Origin of the sequence: Pseudoalteromonas luteoviolacea (assembly GCF_000814765.1) — a bacterium.
Taxonomy (GTDB): Bacteria; Pseudomonadota; Gammaproteobacteria; order Enterobacterales; family Alteromonadaceae; genus Pseudoalteromonas; species Pseudoalteromonas luteoviolacea_H.
The window spans coordinates 428,259-443,133 of the sequence record NZ_JWIC01000005.1; the positions used below are offsets into that span (position 1 = coordinate 428,259).

Consider the following 14,875-nt stretch of genomic DNA (forward strand, 5'->3'; position numbering starts at 1 on the left):
GTGATATGGCTATTAATTTTTACTCAGTTACATCAGAGCGCGCGTTTTGTGTACTTAAATGCGCTTTCAGACATTGCAACAAAGTCCCTGGTTGAATTGGCTTTGTTAAATAATCATCCATGCCCGCATCTCGGCATTTCTTTTCATCCCCACTCATCGCGTTCGCTGTTAAAGCGATGATTTTAATATGCTGATTGCTATGACCTGCCTGCCCTTGACGAATATGCCCTGTCGCTTCATAACCATCCATTTCAGGCATTTGGCAATCCATGAGCACTAAATCATAGGGCTTTGAATGCTGACAATGACGCAAAGTATTTATCGCTTCTTGACCATTTGTTACAACATCAACAAATTCAATACCCAGCTTTTTCAACATACTTGTTGTGACAATTTGATTTACATGGTTATCCTCGGCGAGTAATAATCTCGGTTTTGGATCCCATATAACAGGCTCTTGAGCATCACTCTCTTTGAACGATTTTAAATAATGTGATGTCACTATTGGCTTCGCATTCGCAAGCGCTTCACCATCCTCTCCCACCACAGACAACGCATTATGTAAATCTGTTGTGGTAGCAGGCTTTGGAAAATAACCAGAGAAGCCTCGTTTGGCAAAGTATGCAGCGTCACCTTGATGGCCCATTGAGGTCATCATAATGAGCTTTATGCTGCTAAGCCTTGGATCTGCCTGCATTTCGGCCCCCAATTTTGCGCCATCCATCACTGGCATCTGCATATCTAGTAATGCGATGTCGAATAGTGTTTTATTTGGGTCTTTAAGCCTTGTTTCACACTGGGAAAGTGCTTCAATCGCCGATGCGGCCTCCGTCACTGAAGCGCCCCAAATTTCTAATTGCTCACGCAGAACGGTCCGATTTGTCTGATTATCATCAACTATCAGTAACTCTAGTTTGCTAATGTCAAATTTAGGCATTGGCCGATTATTTTGCTCGCCAATATCTAGCATGATTGAAAAGTAGAACTCACTTCCACATCCCTCTTCACTTTTCACGCCAATACTGCCCCCCATCAACTCACAGAGCTTTTTAACGATGGACAATCCGAGTCCAGTGCCACCATATTTACGCGTGGTCGAGGAGTCTACTTGTGAAAACGTCTCAAATAATTTGTGTTGTTTTGATAACGGTATGCCTATGCCGCTGTCGATAATTGAGCAGTCTAATCGTAATTTATCTTGGACTTTGCACAGCTCAGCACGGATGATTATTTCACCTTCATCGGTAAACTTAATGGCGTTACCAACAAGGTTTGATAGCACCTGTCGTAAACGGCTCGGATCGCCCTTAACGACTGAACTATCTACTTTAACAATGTCTAAAATGAGCTCAATCCCCTTGCTTTGAGCTTGCAAGGCCGCTGACTCAGAAAAGTCTCCAAATAATTCCCTCAAATCAAAATCGAGTAACTCAAGCTCAAGCTTTCCTGCATCTACTTTTGAAAAGTCTAATATATCATTGATTAAATTAAGCAGAGAATTGGCGCTGTTCATAGCGAGTCGCGCACGGTGCTTTTGCTCATCATCTAATGGACTATTCATCATCAAATTTAACATGCCCAAAACGCCATTCATTGGCGTACGGATCTCATGGCTCATTGAAGCTAAGAAAGCGCTTTTCGCTTCGCTGGCTTGTTCAGCTTGTACTTTTGCATCGGCCAACGCTTTTTGCTGGCGAATTTGTTCAGTTATATCTTGTAAAATACCCACATAAGCAATCAGCTTTTTATTCTCGTCAAGGACGGGCCCGATGTGCATATTGTTCCAAAATGGCTCACCATCACGACGATAATTGAGTATTTTTTCTCTGTGAGGTTGTTGTAATTTGATTGCTTCACGGATCGCCTCAACCGCATTCGGGGATGTTTGCTCACCTTGTAAAAAGCGGCAGTTTTTACCAAGTACTGATTCATCATACCCAGTAATGCGCGTGAATGCAGAATTTATAAAGCTCAGTGGCATGTCTTTTTTATAGGCGTCTGTGATAACAATACCTACATCACAAGACTCAATGGCATACGCTAACAAATCATTATGCTCTTTGGCCTTTTTCAGCGCTTCTTGGTACATCTTTTGATCAGTAATATCAGTGAGCGAACCCGACATCCTAATCGCTTTGTTATCCTCATTGCGTAGTGCTAAACCTTTTGAGCGATAGAAGCGAAAATCCCCGTTAAAATTTCGCATTCTAAACTCAATATCAAATGCTTCACCACTTTCTAAATGCGTATTCAACGCGCCAAATGTGTTGGTTTTATCTTTTGGGTGTACCGCTCTTTCAAGGCTTTCAAAAATATCCGGAAATCCGTTGGTATCATTACCATCATAGCCTAGCAATTCTCGAAATCTTGGCGAAAAAAACATGCTTCCCTTTTCGATGTCCCAGTCCCATATACCGTCATTACTCCCTTTTATTGCCAATTTAAAACGCTCTTCGCTTTTTTGTGTTTCTTTTTGTGAGAGCTGTAGCTGTTTAAAGGGGTTTAACAATAACTGACGACCAAAGAAAAACAACAATATAAAGGACAACAGCAAACTGACTACTACTGCTTTTGCAATGGCTAAAATGAACGTATTTACACTGTTTTGAATGATTTGCTGGTCGATGAAAAACTTTATCTCAACATCGGTATCTGGAAGCTGACTTTCAAATAACTGCAAGTAATCAAGTCCAGCCTCCGCATTACTGTACTCAACCCACTGCCCCATTAACTCAACGGCCAGTTCACTTTGACTCATATCAATCGCCAGCAGTGATGCCAAGTCTGTTTTAAACTCAGAGATTAGCACCCCTTCAGTAAACCCGTTGTATTCTATGGGCACTGCTAAAACAAACTGAAATTCTTGCTCTTCATATTTAAGTACCACAGCTTGACCCAGCTCTCCCAATAACATCTGATCAAGCCAAGGCTCGCGACTAAACTTGCCACTGTATAAAGGAGAATTAGTAAACACCGGCTCTGATAACACGTTGTATAAATGCAGCGGAACATGTGCCCCAAGTACTTTGTAATCTTTTAAAAAGTCAGAGAGTGATGCGCGAGAGATGTCGCTGCCCATAACGGCATTTGACAACATGGGGATCTTGGCCAAGTCCTTTAACAAAATTAAGCGCGTGGATATAAACTGGCCAAGGTTACTGACAGCCAGCTTAGCCTCTGTTTGTCGTGCCTGCAGTTGCAGCTCTTTTACCGAACTATCAGCTCTCGTGCCAACTAACGACAAACTAATAACAATAGACAGCACTAAACTACACAATAAAAATGCATAAAATGCTCTGTCCGAAGACATACTAAAAACTCTGTTCAGCCAACGAATCATGAATTATCCACCAGCACTTTAGTACTGCCATTAGACTGAAAATATGCCATACATAAGTCATCAATACCCAATGCTTCATGGGCATCTGGGTTTTGAGCACTCCACTTTGAATAAGGGTTTTGATAGGTTTTAATAAGCCCTTTTACAGGTTTATCAATTTGCTCAAGTGCGTTTCTAAATGCCACTCTGTCTTTAGACATATCACCGGTGAGCTCAATTTTATCCATTGCGGCTAAAGCAACTTTTGCAATATCGTAACCGTGGATAAAGCCGGTTGGCGCAAAAAGGAAGTCACGCTCTGCAAATTCATCAGCAAACATACGTTTAGCGTTTTTCCAGACTTTATCTGCTTGCTCAGACAATGGGCGGTGCTGAAAGGAGAAACACGTTTGAATAAAATGCAAATCGATACCGGTTGCCAGATCTACTTTTGCCTGCTCAAAAAAGTTTCCGCCCGTAATGCCCCAGTGACTAATAATTGGAATTCGTTGCTCCTTTGGGTAGTCGGCCATCGCTGAGACCAGCTGCTTGCCTTCAATGGCATTACCAACAAACAAAATGCAGTCGCTGTTTTTTGCGAGCATTTCTCTGATGTGAATTTTTGCACTGCTTTCTTTCATACCCCAATCAAACCAAGTTACAGTTGCTTCAGGGTTACCCAAAGCTTTACCAATTGATTTGTAATTTGATTTGCCCCAAGGTGTTCTTTCTAACAGTAAATGGGGGTTTTTACACTCGCTATGGCGGGCAAACTCAACAAGCTTAATACCCGCTTTGGTGTCATCCACAGACAAACGAAATACCCAGTTTTCACCTTTATCATATCGTGTGATTGGTCCACCAGCAGCCCACGGCACCAACAACGGAATTTGATTGGTATTAATAAACTCTCGGTACTTTATATAAGGCGGAGAATGTAACCCTCCAAGGACAAACAATCCAGATGGATCTTTTAAAAAGCGTTTAAAATTCAAAAAACTGCGATTGCTGTTACCGCGATGATCACGCGATAACAGCTTAATTTTAAAGCCTTGGGTTTGGCTGTCTACTTCTTCTAAAGCGGTCAGAAACCCCATCTTTATCGCCACAGCGGATTGTCGGTGGGTACTGTAATCTGAATCATGATAAACATGTATTTCAGGTAAGTTTTTATCTTTTGCAAGTAGGGCAGTCGACAAAGCAACACAGAGCACGGCGCAACAGTATTTGAACATAAGCTCGAATCAATTATTTTTAGCTACTATAAAGTTAGTCTATCTTGCCTATGAATTACAATTCCATCAAAGTATTAAATATCAATTAATTGTCTAATCGCTTGCCAAGTCTGTGGACTATTTATGACCCGACCATGACCTTGGCCTTGTGTACTATGTAAACTGGCATGACTGTGTTTCTCAACCTGCGCCAAAGTATGCTGGTATGGCGCATACTTGTCTTCTTCGTCATGTACCATAAAAAGGTGAGATTGCTTCGCCAAGTGATACTCCGCTTGAAGGGATTTGAACACCATATCATGCTCGGTCTCTACTTCATTAAGCAATCGCTCAACCAGTTTATCCGTGATCCCTGTAGAATATATACGTTCCTGAAATGAATTATAGAAATCAAATGTAGGTGCAATCATGACATGTTTGGCATCACTTGTTGCGTTTACTGCGCTAATTGTGCCCATGGAATGACTCACTATCCCCTTCACTTGCTCATCTTCATACTCAGCTAACACGTGTTTGAGCCCTTTAATGAACAGGGGTAAATTTGCAAACTTGCCAGCACTTTTTCCATGTCCAAAGTGGTCAAAGCCCACCACAGAAAACCCTTCCTCAATGACTTTTTGCATCAATGGATAAAATTGACTCACGCTGCCAGACCAGCCATGGGTAAAAACGAGCTTTGGACCTTCTCCACCTTCTACCAAGTTTAGGTCACCATAAGGCGTTTCAAGGTTACGCCTTGTCATCTGTTGAGGGACATCGACCTCTTTGCGCCCTGCAGCAGGTGTTAACAGTAATTTTCGAGTCGCATTTAGACTCATTCTAGGGGCGATTTTAGCCATTAAGCTTGATACTCCACGGGTAACATGGAAGCTCATAGATTTTTTATTTTTGTCTGAAAAGTATATTTTACTGCTCATGCGTTTTGGCTCCATATTTGTCTAGCAAAGCATTAAACCCAGTTTTAAAACGACTACGCTCATCATCTTCTAGTGATAACCAGCGTAGGTTTTGACTTCCGAGATACAAAGAATACAGTTCAAACACAAACTGTTTTGGACACGTGTCTGCTGCAAAGTCTCCATCTTGAATTGCTTGCGAAACTATATGCTGTAAGTAACTTAGCCAGTTTTTTAAAGTGGCTTGGATATGCTCCCTAAGCGCACCTGGTTGGTCATCGAACTCCGCCGCCGCATTGATAAAAATACACGTTGCCGCATCTGGCTTATACCAATTAAGCCAGTTTTCACAAAGCTGGTTTAATTTTACTAAACCCCTCGTATCTTTATCACACGCTAAAATGACATGCTCTTTAAATAAATCAGATGCATATTCAAGTACATTTAACTGCATAGTTTCTTTAGAGTTAAAATGACCAAACAGCCCAGATTTAGACATGCCTGATGCAGTAGCCAGCATACCAATCGTCAGGTCATTAAGACCCGTTTCTGAGGCCAGTGCCAAGCCTTTGGCTAAAATTTGCTGTTTAGTTTGTTTACCTTTACCCATGACAACCAGAAAAAGAACGAACGTTCGTTTTATATTAATCAATACTGTGAGGAGATCAAGATTTTTTTAATATTGCCTTTTCTCAGAGCGAAGAAGTCATCCCAAAACCATAAAAAAACAACCAATTAACGGCATAAAAAAAGAGCGCATATCGCGCTCTTTTACTTTGCTTAACATGCTAACCCACGTTAGCTGCCAGATCCTGCACCCCCACTCATTTGGCTTTGGATGTAGTTTTGAATACCGATTAAATCTATCAGGCCAAGGTGCTGCTCTAGCCAGTAAATATGATCCATTTCTGTGTCGTCTAGCAAGGCTTCTAAGATTTCTCTGGTCACATAATCTTGCTCTTCTTCACATACGGCAATGACCTTTTTCAGATGATCTTTCACCACCACTTCGGCGGCTAAATCATTTTCGAGCATTTCTTTAACATTACTGCCCACGCTGATGGGCGCACGAGAAGCCGTATCAGGTGTTCCCTCTAAAAATAAAATCCGCTCAGTAATACGTTTGGCATGATCCAACTCTTCTTCATATTCATGAGACAATTTGTCATGCAAACGCGCCATTCCCCAATCTTCATACATTTTGGAGTGTGCTAAATATTGATCCATTGAACTAAGTTCAAGGGTGAGTTGCTTATTTAGCAAGTCGATAACTTTTTTGGAACCTTGCATAATTTAATCCTCTATCTGTGATTGAAGATAGTTTTCAATACCCGTATTTTTAATTAAGAAATCTTGAGTTTCGAGCCAGTCCACATACTCTTCTTCATACTCTAAGATGTCTTCGAGTAACTCTCTACTGACGTAGTCTTGCTCTTTCTCGCACAAGTCAATGGCTTCGCGCAGTGCTGGTAACTGCTCATGCTCAAAAGCAAGGTCGCAGCTGAGCATTTCTTCGGTGTGCTCGCCAATGCGTAACTTTTCAAGATGCTGTAGATTCGGTAAGCCTTCTAAAAATAAAATGCGTTCAATCAAATCATCTGCTTGCTTCATATCCTTGATTGATTTTTTGTAGGCTTTTTCATTTAACTCTTCAAGTCCCCAGTTTTTGTACATGCGCGCATGCAAAAAATATTGGTTAATGGACGTGAGTTCAAGTGTCAAAATTTTATTCAAAGTGACAATTACTTGCTTACTACCCTTCATAGGGCCCCCTAGTGGCAAAATCAGTTAGACGCTATTTAACACTAGTCCAATATTCGTACTTGGCAAGACTAAATGAAAATAACAAAAAAGTTTTAATATTCTTTTAAAATAAATAACTTATAAAAGAATTAAGAACAATTTTCATTGCCAATAACAATTGAATTAAGGTCTCGATTAACACTTTAAACACGCCGTTGCGATTACCTAACTTAGCTACTTAACTTTCTTCACAGTTTCGACACCTAAGCGCTTAGCTAAACGGACTAAATTTGCTCGGTCAATATTAAGTGACCTAGCCGCTGCTGCCCAATTGAGCTGATGAGTATTGAGCGCTTTTAAAATAAGACTACGTTGAAATTCTTCTGTGGCTTCTTTTATGGGCTGCAACACACTCTCCTGTTCAACATGTATATGGCTTTCCAGCTCACCTTTTGATGGTTCAAAACTGAGCTCACAGTGTTTAGGCATAATTTTGATAATGTCTTTTTGCCAATTAGAATGCTTTGCCTTAAGTGCCGCGCGACTTAATACATGCTCCAATTCTCGCACGTTACCCGGCCAGTCATGGGCTTTTAAACTTAAAAGCAAATCATCATCCAGTAAAAGCTGAGACACCCCAAGCTTCTTGCGAAGCTGCTCTACAAAATAGCCTGCCAGTGGGACGATATCTGTATTGCGATGTTTAAGGGCTGGAACCTGAAGTGGGAAAACCCTTAAGCGATGATACAAATCTGAGCGAAACCGACCTTCATCCACTTCTTTTTGTAGGTCTCTATTCGTCGCAGCCACAATCCGAACATTCACAAAATGTGGTTTATCGCTGCCTACGGGCTGGATCTCACCACTTTGCAACGCCCGCAGTAATTTACTTTGGATATGTAGTGGCAATTCGCCTATTTCATCTAAAAACAATGTGCCCTGATCAGCTACCAAGAACTTGCCTTCACGGTGTTTATCTGCACCTGTGAACGCCCCTTTTCGATGACCAAAAAACTCGCTTTCTGCCAGATTGTCAGGCAACGACGCACAGTTTACTTGCACAAACGGCCCGGTACTGCGATTAGATTGCGCATGTAATTGCCGCGCTACCAACTCTTTACCTGTGCCAGTTTCTCCTTGAATAAGCACACTCAGATCAGAGTTTGCAACTAGGCTAATATCCGATTTAAGCTTTTGCATCGGCACAGACTCACCAACCATGGTGTATTGCTGATGACTCAGCTCATTTAACATCGCGATCCCGGACTTGGCGCGCTTAGACAATCTATGCATATTGTCTACTGCACTAAAGTGGCTAGACACCGATGCTTGCACCATAGCAAGTAAAGAAGCGCAATAACCGTCAAAAGCATACGGGCTTAAACTATCAAATGTGATCACGCCCAATAACTTATCTTGCTCGTACATTGCAAAGCCCATACAGGCATGCACAGGTAAATCCCCCATCTCCGCAATCAACATACCATCATAGGGGTCGCTCAGTGGGCAGTCAGCAGGAAAAATCACCGGTGCCGTTGCGCTGTGCGCTATTTCTTTGAGCCTTGGATGCTCTGATAATTGAAATCGTCTCCCCATGACTTCTGGCGCCAGTCCTGTCGCAACCAGCGGAACCAAGGCCCCTTGCTCGTGACCAAGTACTGCTATCGCATCTGCACCGATGAAAGCTTTAAGCGCATTCATCACCGCACCACAATATGACACCAAATCAACCTCATTATCTTTTGGCAACGCCTCAGCAAGTGATTGATTAAACGTAATTAGTTGGGATAATTCTCTTTTATCCATGTCATATTGACCCATTAGCTACAAAAAGACTTTATTAAAAATATGTCAAATTGACTCGAAAGTAAATCAATAAAACCATAACTCATTGTTTTTTATAAATTTAAAAGTTGGCACATCTTGTGCCATGTATATGACACGAACACAACCTAAGTGGGTGTACATATGCAAATACAACAAACGAACTTGACGGGCGTTTTTACTCGTTTACTTAACGCTTCGAATTGGCTACTTATCGCCAGTATAGTCGGCTTTGGCCTCGCTATCATCGCCAGCTACCCGCTTTCTCACCTGCTATCTATACCCATACAGATCAGTGCGCACATTGGCAGTTTGTTGTTCGCCACCCTATTAAAAATTAGCTATGTAGTAAGGTGCTTATGCCAATACAGCTTGGGTTTGGAGGTGCGCTAGTGACGATGTTGCCAATTGAAGAGCCTCTACCAAAACCCATTCTATTAAAGCCAGCTACTTGGCCCTTTTTGGCGTTGGGATTTAGACCTTTATTCTGGCTATCAGCCACTTGGGCTGTTATCAGTATGCTCATTTGGGCAGGTGTGTTATCCGGCATTTTATCTTGGCAAAGCCAAGTTCCTGCAACGCTTTGGCATGCCCATGAAATGTTATTTGGCTTTGCCAGTGCGGTCGCTATCGGTTTTCTATTCACAGCGTCTAAAAACTGGACAGGGATCCCAACGATAAATGGCGTTCAGTTGCTATTGCTGAGTAGCTTATGGGTGGCAGCAAGGTTAATTTTTGTATTGTCCGATACCCCTTACATTTGGCTCGCTATCTGCCAAGGCTTATTTTGGTTGCTGAGCATTACCCATCTGGTCAATACACTGGTGCAAGCCAAGAGCAAAAATAACTATCAATTTATCGTTATTTTATCGCTTATGGCGAGTGTCAACTTGACCTTTATCTGGTTGATTGCCACACACAACTACCTGTTTGCACTTACTTTGTCACACATTGGTGTACTTGGTTTTACATTTTTAATCAGCATCATTGCAGGGCGCGTAATACCGTTTTTTATTGCAAGAGGGTTAAATCTGCAATCACAAACGACAACGCCTCTGCTCAACCTCGCATTGTTTTGGAGTGCTTTAATAGGACTTATCGGTTTCTTTGCACATCATGTATTTAATAGCGCTTTAAACCCTGGCTACCTACTCATAGTAACAGGCACACTGCATATCGCTCGAAGCGTGTATTGGTGCAAACTTGCAATCTGGCAAGTCCCCTTACTTTGGTCGCTCTATATCGCATATTGCTTGATGGGCATAGGCTTAGTCGGGTTTGGTGGTGCCTATTTGGACTTTGCATGGCAAGCAAAAGACGCTTTGCACTTAATCACCATAGGTGCAATGGGCCTGATGATTTTATCTATTATGTCAAGAGTTTCTCTGGGGCATACCGCAAGACCACTCAAGGCACACCCGCTCCTGAGTATCGCATTTGCACTGTGTTTTCTATCAGCTCTGCTTAGAAGTCTACTTCCCTTATTTATCAACCCGCACGATGCGTGGCTTGCCAGCGCTATTTTATGGTCTGGTGCATTTACCATTTTCGTTGCGATTTACACCCCTATTTTAATGAAACAACGCCTCGACGGGCGTCGTGGTTAATTGGAGAATACCTATGTTATCAACTCAAACAATTAAACTGGTCAAGGACACCATTCCTCTGCTTGCGAATGCTGGCCCTGCGGTCACTGATCACTTTTACAAACGTATGTTTAGTCACAACCCTGAGTTATTAGATGTCTTTAATATCAGTAATCAAAAAACTGGCAAACAACAGTTTGCGTTATTCAATGCACTGGCGGCTTATGCAACCTACATTGATAACCCCGCGGTATTGGCGCAGGCTATTGAGCGCATTAATCACAAACACGCCAGTTTAAACATTTTACCAGAGCATTACCCCATTGTAGGTACCCACCTACTGGCTACATTACAGGAAATGTTTCCCAATGAATGTACACCAGAGATCATTGATGCTTGGGCTCAAGCCTATGGTGCTTTGGCTGACTTATTCATTACTCAAGAAGAAGCGATTTATCAAGATAACGAGCAAAAGTCTGGTGGCTGGCGAGGTCGTCGTCGCTTTGAGATTAACAAGGTTGTACAAGAATCGGAGGTCATTAAGAGCTTTTATTTAACGCCGTTAGATAAACTCCCTGTGGCAAGCTATCAAGCGGGGCAGTACCTTGCCATAGATTGTGAAATTCAAGGGTCTGAAAATCGCCAGATCAGACAGTACTCACTATCGCAATCAAGTCACAGCGATCATTATCGTATTTCAGTAAAAAAAGAGGGGTTAGTTTCAAGCTACTTGCACACACTTAAGCAAGGCGACGAAATAGATGCATACCCTCCTGCTGGTGACTTTATTTTGTTAGCGTCAGATGCACCTAAGGTATTGATCAGTGCAGGCGTTGGGATCACGCCCATGATGGCGATGCTGCAAACAATCAAATCAAACGCATCAAACACGCCTTGCTGGTTCTTGCATGCGGCACGTACGCATGCAGAGCATGCATTTTATGACGATGTAGAAGCTTTCAAGCCACAACTTTCCTCTCTGCAAAGCCATTATTGGATTGAGAATAATGCCAACGTGCACCACGAAGGTCGAATGCACCTAACTGAAATATCCTCTGAATTACCTCTAGAAACCGGTGAATTTTATCTCTGTGGACCAAGCGCATTCATGGCGTTTATAAAAACCCAGTTACTCGATTTAGGTGTTGACGAAAGCCGCATACTTTACGAGGTATTTGGCCCTCACCAAGCATTATAACCTGTTAAAAAAGAGCCGAACGGCTCTTTTTTTTCACCGCATATTTTTGGAATACGGCTTGCTTAAATTTAAAGCAAGGCAAATACAAGGACAGAAGATGCACATTCAAAATACAGCGCACACATATGCGCCAGCAGGGCAAAGTACGTTAACAACACCTGCGCAAAATACCGGCCAAGTAACGCAATCAACAAGTACAAGCAGCCCTGAACGCGCATTTGATTTCACCAATATGACCCTAAAAGAACAAAGTGAAGCGGCAAATACACTTTATCAATCAGGGTATTTGACTATGGGTGAAATGGCATTTTTAACCGGTCGCTATGGCCTTATTAAACATGATGGTCAATTGGGAGGTACTTCGTTAAATGACGCCAATACCAAACCATTTAACGTGATTGAGCAAATGCGTGAAGATCTCGCTTATGTAAAATCACAGTACCCGGCAAATTCCGACGTGATAAACAATCACGAAGTATTGCTTAAGAAAATTGAGCACTATCAGTACGGTATCAATACACATGCTTAATCATGCAGATAGGTAAATTATTATCTAATCAATTTGCTCCAGCTAAAAGCGCATCACTTTCTATAACTATAATTGCACGCACTGGAAATAAATGTTTTATTAATTCATTTAATATCAAAAAGTTAAATAAAATATTGTTTATAGAAGCACGCATTAAACTCAATATTTTGTCTACTTTTTAACCTTTCCACTTGATCTTTGAAGTACTTGCTCTAGTTTTAATGTTACTAAACTGTAACAATTGGAGCATATACATGAAAAGGTTCATTCTGATTCTCATTTTAGGCTTTACGTCTTGCTTTACACACTTGGCCTATAGCCGGGACACCCTCGAGTATCCAGTAGTGCTGGTACATGGCTTATTTGGATTCGACAACTTGCTCGGTGTTGATTACTTTTATCGAGTCCCTTCAGTCATTCAACAAGAAGGCGGTAACGTATTCGTCGCTGAAGTCTCCTCTGCACATAATTCAGAATTGAGAGGTGAGCAATTGCTTGAACAAGTCGCTTTGATCAGAGCACTGACGGGTAAGGACAAAGTCAATTTAATCGGTCATAGCCAAGGTGCACAAACGATCCGCTATGTGGCATCAGTAAAACCACAGTGGGTTGCATCGGTCACCAGTATTGGCGGTGTAAATTGGGGGAGTCGATTTGCCGATGTCGTCAGAGGCGGTGTTGACCGAGGTTCTTTTTCTGAGCAGCTTTTGGCATCGCTCGCCAATACATTGGCCGGCTTAATTGATTTGCTGTCAGGAAAAGCCACTGCACCTAAAGATGCTTTACAAGCACTTGAAGCATTAACCACAGAAGGCACCCTTGCATTTAACCAAAAATACCCTGAAGGCGTACCAAGCCAATATTGTGGTCAAGGCAACATGCTTGAACGCAATGGTGTTTATTATTTTTCTTGGAGTGGCGCTAAAGCATGGAGCAATGTGTTTGATCCCGCCGATACCCCCTTGGCTTTTATTTCACAGGTTTTTGACGAGCCAAATGATGGACTGGTGTCAGCCTGCTCGAGCAATTTAGGGCAAGTCATAGGCAATGATTTTAAGATGAACCATTTAGATCAAGTCAATCAAACCATAGGGATACACCACCTATTTGAGACTGACCCGTTAACTTTATACAGACAACATATTATTCGATTAAAAGGGCTCAACCTGTGAAAGGAAAACATCTGTCAAAAGTGACGATTGCTGGGGCGCTATGCGCCTTGGTTTTGTGGTATTTAAATGCCGACACGCAAAGCGCTGGGCAAATCGTACTACAACCCCCTGCTGTTCAAAAACTTTCTGTTCAAAAGCCTAAAACACGTGCAACAACCGAGCTTCCTGTTAGCCCAAACCCCATACCAATATGCAGCAGAGTCACAAAGTCACACAAAGCATACATTGACGATTGGTTAATTACCTTGCAGTATAAACAGCAAGTTGAAAGCTGGCCTCAATTTATTCATCAGCTGCCAGCTTGCTTGCAGTCACTCGCCCATGATTACATGCATTATAAAGTGGCGCTCACAGAAATAGATCCAAATTTAAACATGCATGAACGCTTTGAAGCTTTAGCAGTTTTACAAAAACAACACTTCTCACAACAAGTTATTAGTGCATGGTTTAAAGATGAAAACAGCTGGCACGAGCATACTTTAGCACGTTGGCACATTCTTTCTGACCAAACACTCAGTGATGACATGCGCAAATCACTGCTCGATGCACATATCTCTCAACTGCCAAACGCGCAGCGACAGATAATTGAATCATCGCAGCGCTTCATTGAACTCAAAAACAACTGGCACGCAATGGACTATAACCAATTTAGTGCAAACTTTGGTGGTGAAGCTGCTGAGCGTCTTGTTGCATTACAATCAAAGCAACAACAATGGCAGCAAAGAATTCAACACTATAAACAAGCTCATCAGGCGATTGTTGCGCAAGCCCCACTTGAACAGCAAGATGAAAGAGTAAGTACACTCAAACATAGCTTATTCGACAGCAATGAGTTAAAGCGTCTAAACGTTATCTTGGCTCGTGAGCAGGCTCAATCACCATAATTGCAGCTGCTCACCATTAATTTAGACTAAAATACTCTCTCACCCTGCTTTTTTGAGGTCAGAACAAATGCTTTCTTCAGCCCCAACCGTTTATATTTGGCAGTTATCTCTACGGAGCTATGCGCTTTATCACCGTAAAAAACATTATGGAATGACAGATTCTTCGTGTGATCCACATTGGTAAACTTACCCATGACGATGATTTGATCTATTTCACGTCCATTGCCATGATGAGACGCTTGAGGAGACAACATCAGCCCCTCCAAGTACCTGACTTGTTTATCCTGTTGCATATAAATGCCAGCCAGTACTTGCTTGAAAATAGTCTCTTTTGCCTGCTTAAACTCGGTGAAGGACAGGTGGCCATCTCGATTTGTATCCGCCGATACAAAGTTAGATGCCGACAGGGAAATTACGGTATAAGCACCTGTTTCATCAAAATTAAGCGTCCCGCGCTCTGCCACCATAAGGTGTGCATTAACAGGCATA

General features: G+C 42.1%; 14 protein-coding genes. 6 read left to right on the forward strand and 8 right to left on the reverse strand.

Annotation, left to right across the window (positions count from 1 at the left end):
• Positions 1-19 precede the first annotated feature (19 nt).
• The 7 genes from JF50_RS09350 to norR form a co-directional block, all read right to left on the reverse strand.
• The gene (locus JF50_RS09350) at positions 20-3,310 is read right to left on the reverse strand and encodes a PAS domain-containing hybrid sensor histidine kinase/response regulator (protein WP_235423410.1); all 3,291 of its coding nucleotides are present in this window, start codon (positions 3,308-3,310) and stop codon (positions 20-22) included.
• Positions 3,311-3,336: 26 nt separating this feature from the next.
• Positions 3,337-4,554, reverse strand: a complete 1,218-nt coding sequence (locus JF50_RS09355; protein WP_039609174.1) for an ABC transporter substrate-binding protein — start codon at positions 4,552-4,554, stop codon at positions 3,337-3,339.
• Between the two features lie 74 nt (positions 4,555-4,628).
• Positions 4,629-5,471 carry an alpha/beta hydrolase family protein gene (locus JF50_RS09360; protein WP_039609175.1) on the reverse strand — a complete coding sequence of 281 codons (843 nt, stop codon included), beginning with the start codon at positions 5,469-5,471 and terminating at the stop codon, positions 4,629-4,631.
• Positions 5,461-6,060 carry a TetR/AcrR family transcriptional regulator gene (locus tag JF50_RS09365; protein ID WP_039609176.1) on the reverse strand — a complete coding sequence of 200 codons (600 nt, stop codon included), beginning with the start codon at positions 6,058-6,060 and terminating at the stop codon, positions 5,461-5,463. The genes JF50_RS09360 and JF50_RS09365 overlap by 11 nt, the downstream gene beginning before the upstream one ends.
• A gap of 188 nt (positions 6,061-6,248) precedes the next feature.
• Entirely contained in the window at positions 6,249-6,740 is a 492-nt protein-coding gene (gene bfr, locus JF50_RS09370; protein WP_039609177.1) for a bacterioferritin, read from the reverse strand.
• Between the two features lie 3 nt (positions 6,741-6,743).
• Positions 6,744-7,214, reverse strand: a complete 471-nt coding sequence (bfr, locus tag JF50_RS09375; protein ID WP_039609178.1) for a bacterioferritin — start codon at positions 7,212-7,214, stop codon at positions 6,744-6,746.
• Positions 7,215-7,427: 213 nt separating this feature from the next.
• On the reverse strand, positions 7,428-8,999 hold the full coding sequence (norR, locus tag JF50_RS09380; RefSeq protein WP_039609179.1) for a nitric oxide reductase transcriptional regulator NorR: 1,572 nt from the start codon (positions 8,997-8,999) through the stop codon (positions 7,428-7,430).
• Between the two features lie 162 nt (positions 9,000-9,161).
• On the opposite strand from norR, the gene JF50_RS26705 reads away from it, so the two are divergent.
• The 6 genes from JF50_RS26705 (at position 9,162) to JF50_RS09405 (ending at position 14,386) form a co-directional block, all read left to right on the forward strand.
• A complete protein-coding gene (locus JF50_RS26705) occupies positions 9,162-9,410 on the forward strand; it encodes a hypothetical protein (protein WP_080760191.1) in 249 nt (82 codons plus the stop codon).
• On the forward strand, positions 9,377-10,624 hold the full coding sequence (locus JF50_RS09385; RefSeq protein ID WP_052262214.1) for an NnrS family protein: 1,248 nt from the start codon (positions 9,377-9,379) through the stop codon (positions 10,622-10,624). The genes JF50_RS26705 and JF50_RS09385 overlap by 34 nt, the downstream gene beginning before the upstream one ends.
• Before the next feature lie 13 nt (positions 10,625-10,637).
• The gene (hmpA, locus tag JF50_RS09390; RefSeq protein ID WP_039609180.1) at positions 10,638-11,801 is read left to right on the forward strand and encodes an NO-inducible flavohemoprotein; all 1,164 of its coding nucleotides are present in this window, start codon (positions 10,638-10,640) and stop codon (positions 11,799-11,801) included.
• 97 nt (positions 11,802-11,898) lie between these two features.
• Entirely contained in the window at positions 11,899-12,330 is a 432-nt protein-coding gene (locus JF50_RS09395; protein ID WP_039609181.1) for a hypothetical protein, read from the forward strand.
• Between the two features lie 254 nt (positions 12,331-12,584).
• Positions 12,585-13,502, forward strand: a complete 918-nt coding sequence (locus JF50_RS09400) for an esterase/lipase family protein (protein WP_039609182.1) — start codon at positions 12,585-12,587, stop codon at positions 13,500-13,502.
• Positions 13,499-14,386, forward strand: coding sequence for a lipase secretion chaperone (locus tag JF50_RS09405; RefSeq protein WP_039609183.1), 888 nt, complete (start codon positions 13,499-13,501; stop codon positions 14,384-14,386). The genes JF50_RS09400 and JF50_RS09405 overlap by 4 nt, the downstream gene beginning before the upstream one ends.
• A 26-nt stretch (positions 14,387-14,412) precedes the next feature.
• Here JF50_RS09405 and JF50_RS26030 read toward each other — a convergent pair whose 3' ends face one another.
• Positions 14,413-14,874, reverse strand: coding sequence for a hypothetical protein (locus JF50_RS26030; RefSeq protein WP_152614496.1), 462 nt, complete (start codon positions 14,872-14,874; stop codon positions 14,413-14,415).
• Between the last annotated feature and the right edge of the window lies 1 nt (position 14,875).

What these genes read in the sequence shown, in the direction of transcription:
- JF50_RS09350 (WP_235423410.1), bottom strand. Translation starts at nt 3,310, where the DNA reads ATGTCTTCGGACAGAGCATTTTATGCATTTTTATTGTGTAGTTTAGTG.
- JF50_RS09355 (WP_039609174.1), bottom strand. Translation starts at nt 4,554, where the DNA reads ATGTTCAAATACTGTTGCGCCGTGCTCTGTGTTGCTTTGTCGACTGCC.
- JF50_RS09360 (WP_039609175.1), bottom strand. Translation starts at nt 5,471, where the DNA reads ATGAGCAGTAAAATATACTTTTCAGACAAAAATAAAAAATCTATGAGC.
- JF50_RS09365 (WP_039609176.1), bottom strand. Translation starts at nt 6,060, where the DNA reads ATGGGTAAAGGTAAACAAACTAAACAGCAAATTTTAGCCAAAGGCTTG.
- bfr (WP_039609177.1), bottom strand. Translation starts at nt 6,740, where the DNA reads ATGCAAGGTTCCAAAAAAGTTATCGACTTGCTAAATAAGCAACTCACC.
- bfr (WP_039609178.1), bottom strand. Translation starts at nt 7,214, where the DNA reads ATGAAGGGTAGTAAGCAAGTAATTGTCACTTTGAATAAAATTTTGACA.
- norR (WP_039609179.1), bottom strand. Translation starts at nt 8,999, where the DNA reads ATGGATAAAAGAGAATTATCCCAACTAATTACGTTTAATCAATCACTT.
- JF50_RS26705 (WP_080760191.1), top strand. Translation starts at nt 9,162, where the DNA reads ATGCAAATACAACAAACGAACTTGACGGGCGTTTTTACTCGTTTACTT.
- JF50_RS09385 (WP_052262214.1), top strand. Translation starts at nt 9,377, where the DNA reads ATGCCAATACAGCTTGGGTTTGGAGGTGCGCTAGTGACGATGTTGCCA.
- hmpA (WP_039609180.1), top strand. Translation starts at nt 10,638, where the DNA reads ATGTTATCAACTCAAACAATTAAACTGGTCAAGGACACCATTCCTCTG.
- JF50_RS09395 (WP_039609181.1), top strand. Translation starts at nt 11,899, where the DNA reads ATGCACATTCAAAATACAGCGCACACATATGCGCCAGCAGGGCAAAGT.
- JF50_RS09400 (WP_039609182.1), top strand. Translation starts at nt 12,585, where the DNA reads ATGAAAAGGTTCATTCTGATTCTCATTTTAGGCTTTACGTCTTGCTTT.
- JF50_RS26030 (WP_152614496.1), bottom strand. Translation starts at nt 14,874, where the DNA reads ATGCCTGTTAATGCACACCTTATGGTGGCAGAGCGCGGGACGCTTAAT.